We start from the raw sequence: 18,327 nt of genomic DNA on the forward strand, positions 1-18,327 counted from the left end.
CGCCAGGCCTTCCCATGCCCCTGACCCTGCAGTCGCCCGTTCACAGCGAGCTGGTGATCAAGAAGAGCCGCTTCATCGGCTGCGTGCAGCCGGTGCCGGACCGTGCCGCGGCGCAAGCCGTGGTGCAGGCGCTGTGGGCCGATCATCCCACCGCCACCCACGTGTGCTGGGCCTTGCTGGCCGGCGGGCAGTCCGCCGCAGTCGACGACGGCGAGCCCAGCGGCACAGCCGGCCGCCCCATGCTGGAGGTGCTGCGCCGCCAGGACCTGGAGGGCGTGCTCGCCACGGTTGTGCGCTACTACGGGGGGACACCGCTGGGCGCTGGAGGCCTCGTGCGGGCATATACCGACACGGTGGCACAGGCGCTGCTCGGGGGCGTCAAAGTGCCCATCGTGCGGTTGAGCATCCACGCATGTTCAGCCGCCTACGCGATGGAAGGCGCGCTGCGCCGCGAGCTGGAGGCGCGAGGGGCCACGCTGCTGTCGGTGGACCACGACCAGGCGGTGACCCTGCGCTTCCAGGTGGATGCCACGCGGGCTGAGGCGGTGTGTCGCGGGCTCGACGAGCTGGCCCACGGCCGGCTGACCTGGCTGACCGACCTCAAGCCATGACGGGCTCGGCCTTGGGACCGTAAGGGCAAAAGCCCGGGCGCGGGCCCACCTGTGGGTGGGTGCGGCAGGTGGTGGGGCGCTGGCCATACACGGTGCAGCGCCGTGTATGGGCGTCCAGAAAGCGGCAGTCGCCATTGGCGCGGCGCGCCAGCGTGTAGATGCCGTGCTTGTGGTTGAAGCGCTCGATCAGCCCGGCTTTGGTCAGCCGTTTGGCGATGTCCTTCGGCGCAGCGTGTTCCGCCTCGAAGGGATCGACGACTTCCAGGCGCACCAGGTCGGCGAGCTTCACCTCCACCGGCATGGTGCAGCAGTTGGCGGCGCAGCGGTCACACAGACCGTTGCGGTAGCGGCTCCAGGTTTCAAGGCGGTCGACATCGACCACGTGGATGGAAGACTTCACAATCGGGCGGCAGGCTCATCAACCGCCCGCATTGTGCACCTTGCCCTGCTTCAGTTGAGGTAGTGCGTCACCGTGCCCAGATCGCGCGGGCGCGCGTCGTCGGGATCCAGCCCGGCCTCGCGTCGGGCGCGTCGTTGGCGCAGCAGGTCCCAGCACTGGTCGAGCTGGGCTTCGATCATGCGCAGCTGCTCAACGTGGGCACCCGCCTCATCCGTGTTCTCGCGCAGCCGGTGCTCTTCGTCGACCAGCGCGGTGATGCGTTCAACCAGTTCGTTGTCGTTCATGACTGTCTCCATCAGATGGCGCCCACGCTGCCGGTCACCGGTAGCACGATGCCGGTGATGTAGCCCGCGCACGCGGGCGAGGCCAGGAACACGTAGGCGGGCGACAACTCCTCCGGCTGGGCGGCGCGCTTCATGTCGCTGCTCTTGCCGAAGTCCTTGACCTTGTCAGCGGGTGAATCCGCCGGGTTCAGCGGCGTCCACACCGGCCCGGGCGCCACCGCGTTCACGCGGATGCCCTTGTCGATCACGTTTTGCGCAAGTGACTTGGTGAAGGCGTGGATGGCGCCCTTGGTGGTTGAGTAATCCAGCAACTGCGCGCTGCCGCGCAGGCCCACCACCGAGCCGGTGTTGATGATGCTGCTGCCTTGGCGCAGGTGGGGCAGGGCGGCTCGGGCCATGTACACGTAGCCGAAGATGTTGGTGCGCATGGTCTCGTCCAGACGCTCGTCCGTGATGTCTTCGAGCGAGGCCGCGTGCTCCTGGAAGGCGGCGTTGTTGACGAGGATGTCGAGCTTGCCAAAGGCCTGCACGGTTTCCTCGATGGCACGGCGGCAGAAGGCCGGATCCTTCACGTCGCCGGCGATCAGGATGCAGCGACGTCCTTCGGCTTCGACGGCACGTTGCGTGTCTTGCGCATCCTGATGCGAGCTCAGGTAGACGATGGCCACATCGGCGCCTTCGCGCGCGAACAGCACGGCCACCGCTCGGCCGATGCCCGAGTCGCCGCCCGTGATCACGGCCGCCATGTCCTGCAACTTTGCGCTGCCTTTGTAATTGGGCGCCTCGTAACGGGGCTTGAGTTCCAGCTCCGCTTCGATGCCGGGCTTGTCCAGATGCTGCGCGGGCAGGTCGGTGGGCTGTGGCCGTGCACCGGCCTGGATGCCTTCATCGTCGCTCTGCGCGCTGTCGCTGGCTTGTTGCGCCTGCTGGTCCTTCTGATCCTGTTCCTGCTGAATGCGGCGTTGGGTGTCAAGCGTGTCGTTCATGGCGGCTCCTGTCTGTGTGACCCCGGCCGGGGCCTTGCGCCATCCGGGCAGGCCGTGTGCCCGCAAGGGGCGCACGGCGGCTCACAGCGGCTGCGCGTGCGCCAGGTGGAACGCCATTTGCGCAGGGTCGAACTCCCACTGCTCGATCAACACGGCTGGTGGGGCCGGCGGCACCGTGTAATGGATCAGGTGCACCGCGTTGCGCGTGCCTCGGCGGACCCGGCTCGATACCGCGGTGCCCGACTGCACGTACCACAGCGGCCGCACGCGGCCTGTGAACGACACAGGGACGGTGGCGACGCCGGGCAGGTGGATGTGGCCGCTGACCAGCACATCGGCGCCCGCGGCTGCCCAGGCGCGCAACGCAGCCGCATGTCCGCGCAGCAGGTCGCGCTGGTCTCGGGCGTGGGCCACCCACACCGGCTGGTGGGTCACCACCAGCCGCAGCTGCCCTGGCGCCGCCCGGCGCAGCCACCGTGCCGCGCGTGCAATCTGCGCGCGCGAGACCTCGCCGTGCTTGTGTCGCCACGGGCGCGTGGTGTTCAGCGCGATCAGCGACAGGCCCGGCCGCGTCAGGCGCACATCCTCGGGCGGCCCGAAGGCGCGCCGGTAACCACCATACGGGTCGAACATGCGCGCCAGCACATTGAACAGCGGAATGTCGTGGTTACCGGGGACGCAGACCGTGTGGTGCGCACCGATCTGTTCACTCGCGTGCCGCGCGGCGTCGAATTGCACCCGTCGGGCGCGCTGGGTCAGGTCGCCGCACCACACCAGCACCTCGGGTCGCTCTCGCGCGGCCAAGGCCAGCAGCGCGCGCAGGACTTCGGGCCGTTCGGTGCCGAAGTGCGGGTCGGACAGCAGCATGACCAGCGGCATGGGCGCCTCACGCCGGCACCAGCAGCCGCAGCCGCTGGGGCGCATGTTGAAAACGCAAGGGCGTCGTCAGCCATGCGGTTTCGCCATCGGTGGCGACCTTCAGTCGCCGGGGCTTGTGGAGGAGCTTGGGCGACACGGTCAGCCGCTGAAACGGCAGGCAACGCACCCCATCCGCCTCGGCCAGCCGACCGATGGCACCGCGCAGCATCAGGCCCAGGATGGCGGGCCGCGACAGAGGCGCCGTGACCACGGCCAGCAAAGTGTCGGATGGTGGCGCATCGGTTTCCACAAAGCCCAGTTGGGCCAACTGCAGATGGTTGTTGCCGACGAACAGCGTCGATGTGACCACGGTGGTTTCCTGGCCGTCGGCCTCCAATGTGATCACCCAGTGGCGGTGGCGTTGCAGCGCGGTGAACACGGCTGCGAGCAGGGCCACCGGCCGGCTGCGCCCCAGGCGCTGCTTGAACACCTCACGGTCGTCCAGCGACTGGGCATACATGCCCATGCTGGCGTTGACCAGAAACGGCCTGTCATTGACCATGCCCACCGCCACCGGCCGCTCGCGGGCCTGCAGCAAGGCCTGCAGGGCCGCTTCGGTGTCGGTCGGGATGCCATGCGCCCGGGCCACATAGTTGAACGTGCCACCCGGCAGGATCCCGAAAGGCACATCGGCGCGCAAGGCCAGACCGGCCAGGGTGTTGATCGTGCCGTCGCCGCCGGCGGCCACCAGCGCGCCACCCGTCTCCTGCGCCCGCGCGAGCATGCGCCGGCCCACGGCCGTCAACTCTCCTGGCCGCTTCACCACGGCCAGCTCGAACGTACGGCCCGCCGCCTCCAACGTTGAGCGGATCAGCGCCAGGCGTGCGTCCCGGTCCTGCCGGCCGGATCCGGGGTTGAGCACCACATGAAAAGGGGTGGGCATGCTCCGCACGAGCAACCCTTGTGCCCGGCGCACCAAAACAGTCCTCCCTAGAATCAGGGGCATCATGCTGATCCACCGCTTCAAAAGCCTGTTGCCCGAATGGGCCGACCCCTGGTTCGACCTGATCCACCTGAGCCTGCAGATCGTGCTCATCGTGCTGGTGGCGCAGTTGTTGCGCTGGCTGCTGCGCCGCTTCCTCCGGCGGCTGGGTGAGCTGCACCGCCTGCCGCTGGAGCTGACGGTGGGCGCACGGCGGGTGGGCAGCTTCGTGATCTTCGCCAGCGCGGCGCTGCTGATTCTGGATCGCCTGGGCGTGTCGGGCACCGTGTTGTGGACGGCCTTCACCGGCTTTGCCACCGTGGCGGCCGTCGCGTTCTTCGCAGCGTGGAGCGTGCTGTCGAACATCTTCTGTTCGATGCTGCTGTTCACCACGCGGCCGTTTCGCCTGCAGGATCAGGTCGAGCTGCTGGAAAGCGGCGACAAGGCGGGGCTGGCCGGCGAGGTCATGGACATCAACCTCATCTACACCACCCTGCGCGACACGGCGCCAGAGTCGGAAGGCAGCCTCATGCGCGTGCCCAACAGCCTGTTCTTTCAGCGTGTCATCCGCGTGAAGCCGCCCAAGGCCACGACCTCGGCGGGGTGAGTTCACTGAATCACGTTTCGTCGCCCGCCGACCACTGCGGCAGGCTGTAATCCGTCCACAGCGCCACCATGCGCAACAGGCTGGCGACAGCGGCGCCCGCCAGCAGGGCGAGCCAATCGGCCGCGCCCAGCCACTGCATGCCCACCAACGCCCAGGCGCCGGCAAAGGCGCAGACGGCATACGGCCGGTGATCGCGGAAGACAGTCGGGATTTCGTTGCACACCACGTCGCGCAACACCCCGCCGAAGGTGGCCGTGATCACGCCCATGAGCACCGCCACCAATGCGGGCGAGCCGGTGTTGAGGGCGATCTGCGTGCCACTGGCGGTGAACAGGCCCAGGCCGAGCGCATCGGGCCATTGCATGGCCCGGCTCGTGGGCGCGAAGTGGCGCGCGCGCATGAACAGCATGGCCGCCGCGCACAGCGCCAGCAGGCCCCACAACCACACCGCATGCTCGACCCAGAAAAAAGGCCGACGATCGAGCAGCACATCGCGCAGCGTGCCGCCGCCAAAGGCCGCCAGGCCGGCCACCACACAGACGCCCACGGCATCGAGCCGCTTGCGCGCGGCCTCGAACACGCCCGAGAAGGCAAAGGCAATCATCGCCGCCACCTCGACGGCGGCGATCAGGTGCGTCATGGCGGGGGGCGAAGGCAGGCTCATGGCTGACATCCAGTGTCCCACAGGCGGGGGCCGGTCTGCGCAATCCGCATCAGGTTGTCGACAGTCGGTGTCGGGTGCGTGCTGTGCACGGCCAGGCCCAGCGTGGCCCGCGGCGCACGGCCCTGGACGCCCAGATAGCGCACACCGGCGACCTGAATCTGCGTGAGCGAGGCAGGTACGATCGACACGCCCATGCCGGCGGCCACCAGGTTGATGACGGACGACAGCTGCGTCGTCTCGACACCGCGCTGGGGCTCGAAGCCAGCGGCCTGGCAGGCGCCCACCACGGCGTCGTACAGGCTGAGGCCCACCGCTCTTGGGAAGAGCACGAAGGGCTCGTGCGCCAGTTGCTTGAGGGCCACGCGCTTGCGGCTGGCCAGGGGGTGGCTGGCCGGCAGCACCACCTGCATCGGCTCGTCCGCGAAGCGGTGCACGCGCAGCCCCGGCGGCAGCGCCTGGCCGGGCCGCAGGAAGGCCGCGTCCAGCGTGCGCTGCAGCAGGGCTTCCGTCAGGTGGGTGCTGTTGGTCTCCTCCAGGATGAGCTGCACATCGGGCCAGCGCTGCCGAAAGGCTCGCAGCGTGCCCGCGACCACTGGGTTGAAGGCCGCCGAGCTGGTGAAGCCCACGCGCAGCGTGCCGGTACGGCCTTGCGCCGCACGCACGGCCGCTTGCTGGGCCTGCTCGGCGGCCTGCAGCGTGCGCTGTGCTTCGTTCAGAAAAACCTGGCCCGGGGCCGTCAGGGCCATGCCCAGCGGTGTGCGCTGGAAGAGGGTGACGCCCAGCATCTGCTCCAGCTCCTTGATCTGCTGGCTCAGCGGTGGCTGGCTGATGTGCAGCCGGGCGGCAGCGCGCGTGACGTTGCCTTCCTGGGCGACGGCGACAAAGTAGCGCAGGTGTCGAAGCTCGATGGGCATATGCAGATCATATGGTTTGTCGATGAACAATATATTGGACAGATGGTGAGCGGCATCCAAGAATGCGCGGTGTCATCGTCTCTGCTGTCTTCTCCCCCGGCTGCCTTGCCTTCAGATACCCGCCTCACCGAATGGGCGCTGTTCCTGGTCGGCTTCATCACGTTTGCCCTGCTGTATGCGGCGCAGCCCTTGCTGCCGGCGTTTGCGCAGCAGTTCGGCATTCGCGCGGCCGACAGCGCGCTGGCCTTGTCCGTGTCGATCGGCACACTGGCGCTCACGCTCTTTGTGAGCGCCCTGCGCGGCGCGGCCACCGACCGGCGGCGCCTGATGCTGTCTGCGCTGCTGGCGGCGGCCATCTTCAATGCCTTGTCGGCCGTGAGCGCCAGTTGGTCTCAGTTGCTGTGGGCCCGCGCGCTGATGGGCTTGTGTCTGGGCGCAGTGCCGGCCACGGCCATGGCCTACGTGGCCGAGGCGGTGCCCGCGAGCCGGCTGTCGCGCGCCATGGGCACCTATGTGGCCGGCACGGCGCTGGGGGGCATGTGTGGGCGTGTGGGCATTGGTGTGATGGCCGAGTGGGTCGGCTGGCCCGCGTGCCTGCTGGCCGTGTCGGCGCTGTGTGTGCCGGCGCTGATGTGCATTGCGCGCATGCTCTCGCCGGGCCATGCCTCTGCGGCGCTGCCGGCTGGCCGGGGCGCGCGCCAGGGCGCCTGGGTGTCCTGGGCAATCTGGCGCCGCGTGCTGCTGAACCGTCGCCTGCCGCGCCTGTACCTGTGTGGTGCGCTGGCCTCGGGCCTGTTTGTGGCGGCTTACAACTACGCGGGCTTTCGGCTGCAGGCCCCGCCGCTGTCATTGCGGCCGGCTCACGCGGGGCTTATCTTTGCCTGCTACATCTTTGGTGTGCTGTCATCCGGCCTGGCGGGGCGGTGGGCCGGGCGCCATGGCATGGGCCGCGTCGCCATGGGCTCGGCCGCGATCACGGCCGTGGGTCTGGCGCTGGCGTGCGTGCCCGTCCTGCCCGTGTTCGTGGCGGGCCTGAGCCTGATGACGTTCGGCTTCTTTGCGCTGCACGCCGTGTGTTCGGGTTGGGCCGGGCGCGAGGGCGGCGTCCATAAGGCCCAGGCGACGGCCGCCTACCTGCTGTGCTACTACCTGGGCGGCGGCACGCTGGGCTGGGCCGGCGGCTGGTTGTGGGAGCATGGCGGCTGGCCCATGTTGACCACAGGCCTGGGCGCCGCGCTGGCCTGCATCGCGTGGCAGCTGCATGCGCTGCGCCAAACGCCCGGGCCCGCTGCCGAACTGGCGTAGCATGCGCCCGATGGCGCCTGGCGCGCCGCAGCACACAAGGCCCCATCATGAAAGCAATCTGGAACGGCGTCGTCATCGCCGAAAGCGACGACATCGTCACCCTCGAAGGCAACCACTACTTTCCCCGCGCTGCGCTGAAGGACGCGTACGTGACCTTCAGCAACCACCGAAGCAGCTGCGCCTGGAAGGGCCAGGCCCAGTGGTTGAGCCTGTTCGTCAATGGCGAAATGAAGCCCGACGCCGTGTGGTTTTACCCCGAGCCAACCGAAGCCGCGCAAGAGATCAAGGGCCGTGTGGCGTTCATGCCCGGCGTGACGATCTCCGACTGAAAGCGGGGTGATGCCGGCATGGCGCGCGGGGCGCGCGCATGTGGGCCACAATGGGATCGGAAAGTTGGTCGCGTTCCTGTGTGGCCCTGGAGATTCCCGTGGTCCGCATTGAACTGTCCGTCGACCTTGTGTACGAAGTGGCACCCCCCGGCGCCGATTTCGTATTCAACATCCATGGCGCGCACACCCGCTGTCAGGTCATCCGCAGCGAACGGCTGGACATCAGCCAGGCCGTCCTGCCCCAGGTCTTCACCGATCCGGTCAGCCATAACCGCTACCTGCGTCTGAGTGCCTGGGCCGGTCCTTTGAGGGTGAGTTATCACGCGGTGGTCGATTTACATCACCACATTTGTGCCCCCGAGCTCATCGCCGAGACGCCAGTGGCTCGGCTGCCTACCGAGGTGCTGAGCTTCATCTATCCCAGCCGCTATTGCCAGTCCGACCTGCTGGGGCCATTGGTGATGGCCGAGTTCGGGCAGCTGCCGCAGGGCTATGCGCGCGTGGTGGCCATTCAGGACTGGGTGCGGCAGCGCGTGCGTTTCGAGAGCAACACCACCACCAGTGCCACCTCGGCGATTGACACGCTCAATGAGGGGCGCGGGGTCTGCCGCGACTTTGCGCATCTGATGATTGCGCTGTGCCGCGCGCTCAACATTCCGGCGCGCTTTGCTACCGGCATCGACTTCGGGGCCGATCCGGCGCTGGGCCCGACCGACTTCCACGCCTACGTCGAGGTGTTTCTCGGTGGCCGCTGGTACATCTTCGACCCATCTGGCACGGCCATTCCCATGGGCTTTGTGCGCTTTGGTACCGGGCGCGACGCGGCCGACGTGTCGTTCGCCACCATCTTTGGCTCGGTCCAGTCTCAACCGCCCACCATCCGGGTGCAGGCGTTGCAGGATGCGCAAGGGCTGTGCGAGATGCCCCGACACCGCACCGAAGCCATCTCGACCGACGCCGCGGTGCACTGGGGCTGATAATCGCGCATGACCTCTTCTACTTCGCCGGCCAACCCGGCGACCCCGGCGTCTGACCCGGCTTCTGGCCGCCCGACCACGCCCGCCGCCGTCAGCGGCCCGTCCTTCTCGCAATTGCCTCTGTCCGAGGCCATGCAGGCCAACCTGCAGGCGTTGGGCTATCGGGCGATGACGCCCATCCAGGCCGCCAGCCTGCCGCTGGCGCTCGCTGGCAAAGACCTCATCGCCCAGGCCAAGACCGGCAGCGGCAAGACGGTGGCCTTTGGCTTGCCGCTGCTGTCCCGGCTCAACCCGCGCTTTTTCGGCGTGCAGGCGCTGGTGCTGTGCCCCACGCGCGAGCTGGCCGATCAGGTCACCACCGAGATCCGTCGCCTGGCGCGCGCCGAAGACAACATCAAGGTCGTCACGCTGTGTGGCGGCAGCCCCATTCGCCCGCAGCTCGCCAGCCTGGAACACGGCGCCCACATCATCGTGGGCACACCGGGCCGGGTGCTGGACCACCTGGCGCGCGAAACGCTGAACCTCGACGGCCTGCAGACGCTGGTGCTCGATGAGGCCGATCGCATGCTGGACATGGGCTTTGCCGATGACATTGCCCAGGTGGTGGCGCAGGCGCCCAAGCAGCGCCAGACACTGCTGTTCTCGGCCACCTACCCGGAAGGCGTCGACAAGCTGGCGCGCCGCTTCATGCGCGAGCCGCAAGAGGTCAAGCTGGCCGAACAGCATGACACCAGCCGCATCCGCCAGCGTTTCTATGAGGTGAAGGAATCGGAGCGGCTGCACGCCGTGGGCCTGCTGCTCGATCACTTCCGCCCGTCCAGCACCATTGCGTTTTGCAACACCAAGCAGCAGTGTCGCGATCTGGTCGACGTGCTGCAGGCGCAAGGCATCGTGGCGCTCGAGTTGCATGGCGACCTCGACCAGCGTGATCGCGATCAGGTGCTGGTGCGCTTCGCCAACGGCAGCTGCAGCGTGCTCGTGGCCACGGACGTGGCCGCGCGCGGGCTGGACATCGCGCAGCTCGAAGCCGTCATCAACGTCGACATCACACCCGACCCCGAGGTGCACACCCACCGTGTGGGCCGCACCGGCCGTGCCGGTGAATCGGGCTGGGCCTTCAGCCTGGCCAGCATGGACGAGATGGGCCGGGTGGGCCGCATCGACGTCATGCAAGGGCGCGCCAGCGAGTGGCACCCCTTGAGCGAACTGACGCCGTCCACCGAGCGCGAGCCGCTGCGCCCGCCGCGGGTCACGCTGCAGATCCTCGGTGGCCGCAAGGAAAAGATCCGGCCCGGTGACGTGCTGGGCGCGCTGACCAAAGACTTGGGGCTAGAGGCCGCCCAGATTGGCAAGATCAACGTCAACGAGTTTTCGACCTATGTGGCCGTGGACCGCGCCATTGCCGACAAGGCCTTGAAGGGCCTGCAAGGCGGCAAGGTCAAGGGCAAGTCGGTGAAGGTGAGGGCGCTGTGAGCGGGCCCGACCACGCCGTGCCCGACCCAGTCTCGGCAGGGTTTGCCGAGTTGGGCCTGGGCCCGGGTCTGCAGCAATCGGTCGACGAACTCGGCCTGTCGACGCCCACGCCGGTGCAGGCGGCGGCCATCCCGGCGGCGCTGGCTGGCGGCGACGTGCTGGCGCTGGCGCAAACAGGCTCGGGCAAGACGCTGGCGTTCGTGCTGCCCATCCTGCAACAGATCGAAGACGCACATCGGCGTGGCCCTGCGTCCAGGGCAGGGGCGGGCGCCCGTCGCCCCACGCGGGCGCTCGTGCTGGCGCCCACGCGCGAGCTGGCGCTGCAGATCGGCGAGGCCATCCGCGATGCGTCGGCCTGTCTGAATGCGCCCTTGCGCTGGGGCTGCGTGTTCGGTGGCGTGTCCATCAACGCGCAGATGATGGGGCTGCGCGGCGGGGCAGACGTCGTCGTGGCCACGCCGGGTCGCCTGCTCGATCTGATCGACCACAACGCGTTGAGCCTGGATGGCGTGCAGACCCTGGTGCTGGACGAGGCCGACCGCCTGCTCGACAAGGGCTTCGAAGACGAGCTCAAGCGCGTGCTGGCGCTGCTGCCGGCGCGCCGCCAGCATCTGCTGTTCTCGGCCACGCTGGCCCCGGAGGTCGAGGCGCTTGCCGAACAACTGCTGCACGATCCCACCCGCATCGACGTGCGCGCCGAGGCCGTCTCGGTGCCCGACATCCACCAGCGCGCCATCCAGGTCGACGCTGCCCAGCGCACGCCGCTGCTGCGCCATCTGATCCAGACCGAGGGCTGGCGCCAGGTGCTCGTGTTTGTGGCCACGCGTCACGCGTGCGACATGGTGGCGCTCAAGCTGCAGCGCCACGGGATCCGGGCGGCAGCCTTCCACGCAGACGCCAGCCAGACCGCGCGGCGCGAGGTGCTGCAGGCCTTCAAGGCCGGCGAGCTGCAGGTGGTGGTGGCCACCGACCTGGCCGCGCGCGGCCTGCATGTGGAGGCGCTGCCCGCGGTGGTCAACCACGACCTGCCGCGCTCACCGGACGACCACCTCCACCGCATCGGCCGCACCGCGCGCGCCGGCCACAGCGGCGTGGCCGTGAGCTTCGTGAACGCCGACAACGAGGCCCACTTCCGCCTCATCGAGAAGCGGCAGGGCCTGCGCGTGCCGCGCGAGCAGGTGCCGGGCTTCGAGATGAAGCAGACGGCGCCGACCAAGCCCCAGCCCCTGCGCAACCCGCTGACCGATCCCGACGGCACGGGCGGCATCAAGGGCAAGCGCAAGAGCAAGAAGGACAAGCTGCGCGAGGCGGCGGCAGCAGGTGGCGGGACCGGCAGTGATCCGCACGCCGCTTGACGAAGTGCGCCCGGCATGATGAAATAGTTTCAGATCAGCGCTGAAAAATTTCATCTGAAAGTAACCGGAGCCCGCGCCATGCCCGCCGTCACCGCCCTGCGCCCCGAGGCCACGCCCCAGCTTGTGCTGGGCAAGGCCACCGTGCGCGCGGCCGAGATGCTCGGGCTCAGTGGCGCGGCGCTGTCGCGGGTCATCGGCCTGAGCGCGCCCACCATTTCCCGCATCCACCATGGCGACAAGGGCATCGATCCGGCCTCGAAAGAAGGCGAACTGGCCCTGATGCTCGTGCGCGTGTTCCGCGGGCTGGATGCCCTGGTGGGCCACGACGATCAAAAGCGGCTGTTGTGGATGCGTTCTGCCAACCGGGCGCTTGGTGGCGAGCCGATCAAGCTCATCGAGCGTGCAGACGGCCTGGTGGCCGTGCTCAACTACCTCGACGGCATGCGGGCGCCCGCGTGAGCCAGACCAAGCGCCTTGACTGGTCGCCAGACTGGCTGACTGAGCACGTGGCCGAGCAGGCCATGGCCGCGTGGCGCGGGGTAGAGGATCAACACATTGCCTCGACCATGCGACTGGTCGACAGCGCAGCCGAGCAGGATGTGCTCGAACAGCTGCTGGAAGGCAGCAAGCCCGCCTTGCGACCGCACGCGCCCGGCCAGCATTACCTCCTGTTCACCCCGTTTCGCTACCGGCCGGCGCATCCGAGCCGTTTTCGGCGCGCCGGTACGCTGGGGGTCTGGTACGGCGCGGCCGAGCTCAAGACGGCTGCGGCCGAAGTGGCCTATTGGCGCTGGCGCTTCATCATGGACAGCGCGGGTCTCGTGCGCGAATCGCTCATCACGCGCCACACCTTTTTCCAAGCCCAGGTGCAAGGCCCTTGTGCCGATCTGATGGCCAAGCCCTGGTCGCGCCACGCCAAGGCCTGGCAGCACCCCAACGACTACAGCGCCACCCAGGCGCTGGCCGAAGCGGCGGCCGATCGTGGCGTGTACTGGATTCGGTATGCCTCGGTGCGCGACCCGGGTGGGGTGTGTGCGGTGGCCCTGACGCCGGCTGCGCTCACGGCTGCGTCGCCCATGCCCGAGTCACGCTGGCAGTGCAAGGCCACGCGCAGCAGCGTGATGATGTCGGGCCCCGGTCAGCACCTGGTCTGGGATTTCGCCTGATCAGGCCCATCCGCGGGCGCCGCAGCCGTGGGCTGGCGCGACTGCCATGCCCTCAGCGCCTGACGGTAGTCGTCCATGGCCATGTCATGGGCGTCGAAGATGCACGGATCACAACCGCTGCCGCAACACGCGTTGATGTCGGGCGGCTCGGGCGGCTGCGGCATGGGGTCGTGATCCGGGTGGCGGTCAAGCGGGGCGGCCGGCTGCGTGCTCATGGGCGAGATTGTCTCGCAAGCGCGTGGCGGCGTCAGGCTGGGTCCGCTTTGTCCTCACAGGCCTGGGTGGGCAGTTCGACATGGAAGCGCGCGCCTGCACCGGCGGGCGATGTGGCCCACACGCGTCCGCCATGGCGCTCGACCACCCTTCGCACGATGGACAGCCCCACCCCCGTGCCCGGGAACTGCGAGGCCTTGTGCAGGCGCTGGAACACGCCGAACAGCCGCGAGGCCTGGGCCTCGTCAAAGCCCTCGCCGTTGTCGGCCACCGTGAAGACCAGGTGATCGCCCTGCGCCTCGGCCCGCACCTCGATGCGGGGCGCATCGGCCTTGCCCGAGAACTTCACCGCGTTGGACAACAGGTTGGCCCAGACCTGGCGCAGCATCAGCGGGTCGCCGCATGACACCGGCAACTCGCCCACCACCACATCCGGGAAGCGGCCCGCCGCGGCGGCGCGCAGCTCGTCGAGCACCTCGGCCACCAGCGCCGCATGGTCGACCCGTTCGCAGGCCATCTCGCGTTGCTCGACCATGGCCAGCGCCAGCAGCTCGGCCGAGAGTTGGCGTAGGCGCTCGCATTCCCGCGCCACCAGGCCCATCGTGCGCTGCACGCCGGCGGGCAGGTCGGTGCCCTTTGCGTCCAGCGTCTGGCGCAGCAGCAACGCCATCGAGCCCAGCGGCCCCTGGATGTCGTGCGACACGCTGCGGCTGAAGGCGCGCAAGTCCTCGTTGGCCTGCTTCAGCGAGGCCGTGCGCGCCTGCACGCGCGACTCCAGTGCCGCGTTGAGCGCGGTCAGCTCACTTTCGCGCTGCTTCAAGTCGGCCAGCAGGCCACTCAAGGATTGGGCGAGCTGGTCAACCTCGTCGTGTGGCTGCGGGCCGGCGTGTGGCATCAGCGCCCGCGCATGGGCGGCCACCTGCCGCAATGGGCGCGTGAGCCTGTCGGCCAGCAGCCATCCCAGGCCGCCAAACAGCGCCACGCCCAGCGCCGTCGTCCACGACAGGCGCCTGGCCAGCGCAGCCGGCTCGGCCATGGCCAGCGCCTCGGGCTGGCGCACCACCACCCACCAGTCCATGCCGGGGTAATCGCCCATGGCCTTGCTGGCGCTCGTGGCCGTCAGATAGCGCTGCCCGTCAGACCATTGCAGCGGCTGCGGCGTGCGAAGCAGTGTCTGCATGGTTTGCCTGGCCCCCTCACCCAGGGCGGGCTCGCGCGGGCCCAGCTCGATGTCGCCCCCGTCGGTGGTCAACACGATCTCGATGCCTGCGCGCGCTGTGTGCGCCGCCAGCGCCTCGCGCCGCCGCTGATCGGCCCATTCCCAGCTCAGATGTGCACCGATCACGCCCACGGTGTGGCCTTGCTGCTTCAAGGGGGCGGCCACGTCGACGAAGCGCAGCGGCTCGCCAGAGGCCGGCGCAGGCAGCAACGAGGCCAACAGCTTGGCGTCATGTACGCCCAGCACGCTCGTCTGTTGCAGGCCCTGCGCAAACCAGGGCCGCTGGCTCACGTCGACCGCTTCAAGCAGGCCTTGTGTGGCCGCAATCACCTTGCCTTGCCGGTCGGTCACGCCGATCCAGCTGTAGTGGTGGCTGGATTGCTGAACCTGCTCCAGCAGTTCCCGCCAGCGTGCCGGGTCGGGCTGCAGCGCCATCAGGTCGATCAGTTGTGCAAGCTGGTCGATGTCGCGGTAGCGGGCGGCCATGTCGGCGTCGAGCCGCTGGGCCAGCCGGTCGGCCACCTGCTGCAGGGTCGCGGCGGCTTCCCGTTCGCTTTGCAACCAGGCTGCGCGCCCCGAGAAGTAACCCACGCCGCCAAACAGCACGATGGCCAGCGCAGAAAACGCCAGCCCGATGCGCAGGCGGGCGCCGCCGCCCTGAAGCCGATTGCGCCACTGCACGCCTTGCATTGGCCGATCCTCCCGGTGATGCTTTTGCGCAATTTATGCCATTGGCGCCACCTGCACATGGAGTCGAACCCTGTCATTGAGAATCGGACACCCCCGCGGCGAACACGCCCGCATAGCGGAACACCTCGCCCGCGACCGGGTGCGTCATCCGGAAATCCATGCGAAAGTGGGTGTCGTCTACCGCCTCTTCGACGATGGTGGTGTGGCCCAGCAGCCACTCTGGCAAGGTGAACAGCCGCCCGCCCAGACGCAGGACAAAGCGCAGGCCCTCGTAACGCAGTTGCGCGCCCTCTACGAACGGCTTCATCTCCAGGCCCAGCAGCGGGTTCACGAACTCGATCACGCTGCCGTGTGGGCCGGGCTCCCAGGCGCTGTTGAAGTGCACCACCTCGCCGTCGGCAAAGGTCAGCGTGCGCTGCCAGTGCAGCCGGCCTGTGGCCGCGCGACGCAAGACGGTGGTGGCGACCTGTGCGCCCCGGCGGGGCACCAGCGCGCCCACCCAGCGCAGCACGCTCAGTGCGGGCTGCATGAAGCGCGGGTAGCTCACATCCATGTGGCCGCGATCCATGGCCATGCCGTCGGCCCCTTGCAGATAGTGCGCCTGCAAGGCCGGTGGCAGCTGGGCCCACCGCGGGCCGAGTGCGCGTTGCATCAGGTTGTCCATGGTCGTCTCCTTCGCCTGTCGGGCATCAGGCCCAGGGCGTTTGCTTCATCACCATCAACACCACCACCGCGACCATCGCGATGAAGGCCGGTACACCCAGCCAGAACCAGGCGCGCGCCATGCGCCAGTAGCTCGCGGGCAACGGCGTGCCGCCCGACACAGCCGCCTCGGCCAGGCGCTGCATGCGGATTTGCAGCCACACCACCGGCAGCCAGCAGGCGCCGGCCAGCAGATAGAGCCCCAGGCTGATGGCGATCCAGGGTGTGCTCAGCGGCAGGCCGATCATGTGGGCCATCCACAGGCCCGTGAGTGGCTGGATCACGATGGTCGGCGTGGTGAACAGCCAGTCGGCCAGCACCACGTGGCGGTTGGTCACGGCGATGTGGGCCACATTGCCGCTGCGGTCGGCCATCCACTTGTAGAAGGCGCTGCCCAGCCCGGTGCCGAACAGCAGCACCATGCTCAGGATGTGGATGGTCTTGAGGGTGAGGTAGCTCATGATGGGCTCCTGTCGAGAATGGTGAGGATGCGCGCGGGCGTGGCCGGCAGCGGCGGGCGGCCCAGCAAGGCGGTGAGCCCCTCGGGGCTGGCCGTGTAGCCGGTGCGCAGCATGCGCAGGTTGTCGGGTCGCGCCAGCGGCGTGAACAGGCCACCCAGGGCCACCGCCCCGCGCGCCAACGCCAGCGGCACATCGACCAGGCGGGCCGGCGGCCAACCCTGGGCCCGCCGCATGGCCTGCAGCCACTCGGCCAGCGTCATCACCTCGGGGCCGACCACGTCGACCGTCTGACCGGCATCGGGCGTGTCGACGCCGGCCAACACGGCGGCCACCACATCGCCCACGTGCACGGGTTGCACCGGCTGGCGCCCGCCTTCGAGCACCGGGATCACCGGCAGCCGCGCCAGCCGCATGAACAGCCGGGCGCTGGCTCCACCCGGGCCATAGACCAGCGCGGGTCGCAACACCATCCAGCGCAGCGGGCTGGCGCGCAGCGCGTCGTCTGCGGCGCGCTTGCTCAGGTGAAAGGCCGAGAAGGCCTGGGCATCGGCCCCCAGTGCCGAGATCTGTACCACCCGCCCGACGCCAGCCTGCGCGCAGGCGGCAAACAGCGCGGTGGGCGCAGCCGTGTGGACGGCCTCGAAGGTCTGCGCGCCCGCTTCGCCGATGAGGCCGGCGGCGTTGATGGCGGCATCGACCCCAGCCAGCAGCGGCAGCCAGTCCACCGGGCGCTGCAACTGCAACAGGTCATGGCCCTGCCGGCGCGACACGGGCTGCACCGTGTGGCCGGCGGCTTGCAGTGCCGCGGCAATGTGTCGGCCCAGAAAGCCGCTGGCGCCGGTGAGCAGGATGTGCATGGTGGGTCTCCAGGCCGGTCAGGCGGTGGGCGAGGCGCCCTCAGGCAACGCATGGGCAGGCGGCGTGCCGCGGGCCCTTACCCAAGCAGCAACTGCTCATCCAGCATGTGTGCCATCCGTCCCGTGGCCGACACGACGGTCTGCTCAAACCGGGGCGTGTTCAGGAACGCGTCCGCACGCTGCAGCAGTGTCAGCATGGAGCTGTCGAGCCGGGCCATCATGCTGACAAACTGAACCCGCTTGCGGGCGGCCCACAAGAGATCGACATCCTGGGTGGCCAGCGCACCAGCCTGGATGCACACAGAAGCGGCCTACGCGCGCAGCCATTCCGCATGGATAGCGGCCGAGTCGATGGCATGGCGGGTAGCCGCATCAGAGATGGGAAGGTAATGCATCACCGTAAAAAACTCGAATTCGCATTTCGTACGGTGAATTCAGATGAATCAATCGCTTAGGAAGGGCAGGGCCCCCGCCGCGCCTGCCTGCCAGCTATCCCCGCCACACCTGCGAACCCGGCGAGGGCCAGAGCTATCGAGCCGGCCTCTGGCACTGGCGTGGCCTGGACCGTCAGCCGGTCGATCACCAGCCCGAAGTCGCCGTTGTAGCCGGCCTCGACGGCCTGGTAGGCCAGCGTGCCGGGCTCGAAGATGGCCACCACCCGAAAACCGAAGCCTGCCTGGTTGGCAAGGCCGGGCAGGGCGGCCGTGAGGTCGAAACTGGCGGTGGACCACGTGTCGGCCGCTGGCACCGCGAAGGTGGCCACGCGGGCCCATGCGTCGCCCGCGTCGGACGTGGCCTCGACGGCGAACCACTTGTTGCCGCTGGGCTGCGTCTTGTGGTCGAACGACAGCACGATCTGGTGGTAGCCCACCGTGGACACCAAGCCCGCCAGCCCCGCCGTGGCTGAGGCCGTGCCCTGCGCCGGGAAGCCGCCCACCGACCAGCCGCTGTCCAGCGGGAAGCCGGCCGGGTCGCCCGGCGAGCCCGAGGTGAACAGGCCCTGGGCGCCGCCGATCAAGGCCATCGTGCCCCCACCTTCAGAAGGCAGCAGCGAGCCGGTCGAAACCTGTCCGTCGTCGCTGTTGAAATCCCAGTAAGCCAAGGTCGTGGCAGACACGGCCGGCAACGCGGCCGCGCCCAGCGCCAGGGCGGCAAAGAGGTGTTTCATGGTGATCCCCGCAGTGGTTGGTGTGCGGCCATTCTGTTGGCCGCTCGCCCATGCCACAACTTCGGGCAGCACCCCTGATGCCAATCGGGATTTGGGGGGCTGCGCG

23 protein-coding genes are annotated in these 18,327 nt (G+C 68.8%); 9 read left to right on the forward strand and 14 right to left on the reverse strand.

Annotated features, from left to right (window positions below; translation table 11 throughout):
* Positions 1–14: 14 nt before the first annotated feature.
* Positions 15–611: an IMPACT family protein gene (locus GTZ97_RS01890; RefSeq protein ID WP_161648799.1), complete on the forward strand. Its 597-nt coding sequence runs from the start codon at positions 15–17 to the stop codon at positions 609–611.
* On the opposite strand, the gene GTZ97_RS01895 is transcribed toward GTZ97_RS01890, so the two are convergent.
* From GTZ97_RS01895 to GTZ97_RS01915, 5 genes are all read right to left on the reverse strand, one after another.
* On the reverse strand, positions 601–1,011 hold the full coding sequence (locus GTZ97_RS01895) for a YkgJ family cysteine cluster protein (RefSeq protein WP_161648800.1): 411 nt from the start codon (positions 1,009–1,011) through the stop codon (positions 601–603). The genes GTZ97_RS01890 and GTZ97_RS01895 overlap by 11 nt on opposite strands.
* Positions 1,012–1,061: 50 nt before the next feature.
* The gene (locus GTZ97_RS01900; protein ID WP_161648801.1) at positions 1,062–1,295 is read right to left on the reverse strand and encodes a DUF2630 family protein; all 234 of its coding nucleotides are present in this window, start codon (positions 1,293–1,295) and stop codon (positions 1,062–1,064) included.
* Between the two features lie 11 nt (positions 1,296–1,306).
* Positions 1,307–2,281: an SDR family oxidoreductase gene (locus tag GTZ97_RS01905; RefSeq protein WP_161648802.1), complete on the reverse strand. Its 975-nt coding sequence runs from the start codon at positions 2,279–2,281 to the stop codon at positions 1,307–1,309.
* Between the two features lie 81 nt (positions 2,282–2,362).
* Positions 2,363–3,160: a metallophosphoesterase family protein gene (locus GTZ97_RS01910; RefSeq protein ID WP_161648803.1), complete on the reverse strand. Its 798-nt coding sequence runs from the start codon at positions 3,158–3,160 to the stop codon at positions 2,363–2,365.
* A gap of 7 nt (positions 3,161–3,167) precedes the next feature.
* Positions 3,168–4,082 carry a diacylglycerol/lipid kinase family protein gene (locus GTZ97_RS01915; RefSeq protein WP_161648804.1) on the reverse strand — a complete coding sequence of 305 codons (915 nt, stop codon included), beginning with the start codon at positions 4,080–4,082 and terminating at the stop codon, positions 3,168–3,170.
* Between the two features lie 64 nt (positions 4,083–4,146).
* Here GTZ97_RS01915 and GTZ97_RS01920 point away from each other — a divergent pair, with 64 nt between their 5' ends.
* On the forward strand, positions 4,147–4,728 hold the full coding sequence (locus tag GTZ97_RS01920) for a mechanosensitive ion channel family protein (RefSeq protein WP_161648805.1): 582 nt from the start codon (positions 4,147–4,149) through the stop codon (positions 4,726–4,728).
* Between the two features lie 10 nt (positions 4,729–4,738).
* Here GTZ97_RS01920 and GTZ97_RS01925 read toward each other — a convergent pair whose 3' ends face one another.
* Together GTZ97_RS01925 and GTZ97_RS01930 are read right to left on the reverse strand one after the other, a co-directional pair.
* Positions 4,739–5,392 (reverse strand): trimeric intracellular cation channel family protein, encoded by a 654-nt coding sequence (locus GTZ97_RS01925; RefSeq protein WP_161648806.1) that lies wholly within the window; start codon positions 5,390–5,392, stop codon positions 4,739–4,741.
* The gene (locus tag GTZ97_RS01930; protein ID WP_161648866.1) at positions 5,389–6,300 is read right to left on the reverse strand and encodes a LysR family transcriptional regulator; all 912 of its coding nucleotides are present in this window, start codon (positions 6,298–6,300) and stop codon (positions 5,389–5,391) included. The genes GTZ97_RS01925 and GTZ97_RS01930 overlap by 4 nt, the downstream gene beginning before the upstream one ends.
* A 75-nt stretch (positions 6,301–6,375) precedes the next feature.
* Between GTZ97_RS01930 and GTZ97_RS01935 the strand changes: the two genes are divergently transcribed.
* The 7 genes from GTZ97_RS01935 to GTZ97_RS01965 all read left to right on the forward strand — a co-directional run bounded on the left by GTZ97_RS01935 (position 6,376) and on the right by GTZ97_RS01965 (position 12,911).
* The gene (locus GTZ97_RS01935; RefSeq protein ID WP_161648807.1) at positions 6,376–7,611 is read left to right on the forward strand and encodes an MFS transporter; all 1,236 of its coding nucleotides are present in this window, start codon (positions 6,376–6,378) and stop codon (positions 7,609–7,611) included.
* 47 nt (positions 7,612–7,658) lie between these two features.
* Complete coding sequence (locus GTZ97_RS01940; protein WP_161648808.1) at positions 7,659–7,940, forward strand: DUF427 domain-containing protein; 282 nt, start codon at positions 7,659–7,661, stop codon at positions 7,938–7,940.
* A 98-nt stretch (positions 7,941–8,038) separates the two neighbouring features.
* Entirely contained in the window at positions 8,039–8,917 is an 879-nt protein-coding gene (locus GTZ97_RS01945; protein ID WP_161648809.1) for a transglutaminase-like domain-containing protein, read from the forward strand.
* Positions 8,918–9,049: 132 nt separating this feature from the next.
* A complete protein-coding gene (gene dbpA, locus GTZ97_RS01950; RefSeq protein WP_236650971.1) occupies positions 9,050–10,390 on the forward strand; it encodes an ATP-dependent RNA helicase DbpA in 1,341 nt (446 codons plus the stop codon).
* Complete coding sequence (locus GTZ97_RS01955) at positions 10,387–11,745, forward strand: DEAD/DEAH box helicase (RefSeq protein ID WP_330863522.1); 1,359 nt, start codon at positions 10,387–10,389, stop codon at positions 11,743–11,745. The genes dbpA and GTZ97_RS01955 overlap by 4 nt, the downstream gene beginning before the upstream one ends.
* A 78-nt stretch (positions 11,746–11,823) precedes the next feature.
* Positions 11,824–12,204 carry an antitoxin Xre/MbcA/ParS toxin-binding domain-containing protein gene (locus GTZ97_RS01960; protein ID WP_161648811.1) on the forward strand — a complete coding sequence of 127 codons (381 nt, stop codon included), beginning with the start codon at positions 11,824–11,826 and terminating at the stop codon, positions 12,202–12,204.
* Complete coding sequence (locus GTZ97_RS01965) at positions 12,201–12,911, forward strand: RES family NAD+ phosphorylase (RefSeq protein WP_330863523.1); 711 nt, start codon at positions 12,201–12,203, stop codon at positions 12,909–12,911. Before GTZ97_RS01960 ends, GTZ97_RS01965 begins: the two co-directional genes overlap by 4 nt.
* On the opposite strand, the gene GTZ97_RS01970 is transcribed toward GTZ97_RS01965, so the two are convergent.
* From GTZ97_RS01970 to GTZ97_RS02000, 7 genes are all read right to left on the reverse strand, one after another.
* Positions 12,884–13,126 (reverse strand): oxidoreductase-like domain-containing protein, encoded by a 243-nt coding sequence (locus tag GTZ97_RS01970; RefSeq protein ID WP_201748120.1) that lies wholly within the window; start codon positions 13,124–13,126, stop codon positions 12,884–12,886. The two genes, GTZ97_RS01965 and GTZ97_RS01970, sit on opposite strands and share 28 nt — an antisense overlap.
* A 32-nt stretch (positions 13,127–13,158) precedes the next feature.
* A complete protein-coding gene (locus tag GTZ97_RS01975; protein ID WP_161648812.1) occupies positions 13,159–15,033 on the reverse strand; it encodes a sensor histidine kinase in 1,875 nt (624 codons plus the stop codon).
* Between the two features lie 73 nt (positions 15,034–15,106).
* The gene (locus tag GTZ97_RS01980) at positions 15,107–15,697 is read right to left on the reverse strand and encodes a DUF4166 domain-containing protein (protein WP_161648813.1); all 591 of its coding nucleotides are present in this window, start codon (positions 15,695–15,697) and stop codon (positions 15,107–15,109) included.
* A gap of 25 nt (positions 15,698–15,722) precedes the next feature.
* Positions 15,723–16,199, reverse strand: coding sequence for a DUF2269 family protein (locus GTZ97_RS01985; RefSeq protein ID WP_330863525.1), 477 nt, complete (start codon positions 16,197–16,199; stop codon positions 15,723–15,725).
* Positions 16,193–17,053: a complex I NDUFA9 subunit family protein gene (locus tag GTZ97_RS01990; protein ID WP_161648815.1), complete on the reverse strand. Its 861-nt coding sequence runs from the start codon at positions 17,051–17,053 to the stop codon at positions 16,193–16,195. Before GTZ97_RS01990 ends, GTZ97_RS01985 begins: the two co-directional genes overlap by 7 nt.
* Positions 17,054–17,130: 77 nt before the next feature.
* Positions 17,131–17,355, reverse strand: a complete 225-nt coding sequence (locus tag GTZ97_RS01995; RefSeq protein ID WP_161648816.1) for a GSU2403 family nucleotidyltransferase fold protein — start codon at positions 17,353–17,355, stop codon at positions 17,131–17,133.
* Between the two features lie 149 nt (positions 17,356–17,504).
* Entirely contained in the window at positions 17,505–18,221 is a 717-nt protein-coding gene (locus tag GTZ97_RS02000; RefSeq protein WP_161648817.1) for a hypothetical protein, read from the reverse strand.
* Positions 18,222–18,327 lie beyond the last annotated feature (106 nt).

It is taken from the genome of Aquabacterium fontiphilum, from assembly GCF_009909205.1.
Classification (GTDB): domain Bacteria; phylum Pseudomonadota; class Gammaproteobacteria; order Burkholderiales; family Burkholderiaceae_C; genus Aquabacterium; species Aquabacterium fontiphilum.

What these genes read in the sequence shown, in the direction of transcription:
- GTZ97_RS01890 (WP_161648799.1), top strand. Translation starts at nt 15, where the DNA reads ATGCCCCTGACCCTGCAGTCGCCCGTTCACAGCGAGCTGGTGATCAAG.
- GTZ97_RS01900 (WP_161648801.1), bottom strand. Translation starts at nt 1,295, where the DNA reads ATGAACGACAACGAACTGGTTGAACGCATCACCGCGCTGGTCGACGAA.
- GTZ97_RS01905 (WP_161648802.1), bottom strand. Translation starts at nt 2,281, where the DNA reads ATGAACGACACGCTTGACACCCAACGCCGCATTCAGCAGGAACAGGAT.
- GTZ97_RS01910 (WP_161648803.1), bottom strand. Translation starts at nt 3,160, where the DNA reads ATGCCGCTGGTCATGCTGCTGTCCGACCCGCACTTCGGCACCGAACGG.
- GTZ97_RS01915 (WP_161648804.1), bottom strand. Translation starts at nt 4,082, where the DNA reads ATGCCCACCCCTTTTCATGTGGTGCTCAACCCCGGATCCGGCCGGCAG.
- GTZ97_RS01920 (WP_161648805.1), top strand. Translation starts at nt 4,147, where the DNA reads ATGCTGATCCACCGCTTCAAAAGCCTGTTGCCCGAATGGGCCGACCCC.
- GTZ97_RS01925 (WP_161648806.1), bottom strand. Translation starts at nt 5,392, where the DNA reads ATGAGCCTGCCTTCGCCCCCCGCCATGACGCACCTGATCGCCGCCGTC.
- GTZ97_RS01940 (WP_161648808.1), top strand. Translation starts at nt 7,659, where the DNA reads ATGAAAGCAATCTGGAACGGCGTCGTCATCGCCGAAAGCGACGACATC.
- dbpA (WP_236650971.1), top strand. Translation starts at nt 9,050, where the DNA reads ATGCAGGCCAACCTGCAGGCGTTGGGCTATCGGGCGATGACGCCCATC.
- GTZ97_RS01960 (WP_161648811.1), top strand. Translation starts at nt 11,824, where the DNA reads ATGCCCGCCGTCACCGCCCTGCGCCCCGAGGCCACGCCCCAGCTTGTG.
- GTZ97_RS01970 (WP_201748120.1), bottom strand. Translation starts at nt 13,126, where the DNA reads ATGAGCACGCAGCCGGCCGCCCCGCTTGACCGCCACCCGGATCACGAC.
- GTZ97_RS01975 (WP_161648812.1), bottom strand. Translation starts at nt 15,033, where the DNA reads ATGCAAGGCGTGCAGTGGCGCAATCGGCTTCAGGGCGGCGGCGCCCGC.
- GTZ97_RS01980 (WP_161648813.1), bottom strand. Translation starts at nt 15,697, where the DNA reads ATGGACAACCTGATGCAACGCGCACTCGGCCCGCGGTGGGCCCAGCTG.
- GTZ97_RS01990 (WP_161648815.1), bottom strand. Translation starts at nt 17,053, where the DNA reads ATGCACATCCTGCTCACCGGCGCCAGCGGCTTTCTGGGCCGACACATT.
- GTZ97_RS02000 (WP_161648817.1), bottom strand. Translation starts at nt 18,221, where the DNA reads ATGAAACACCTCTTTGCCGCCCTGGCGCTGGGCGCGGCCGCGTTGCCG.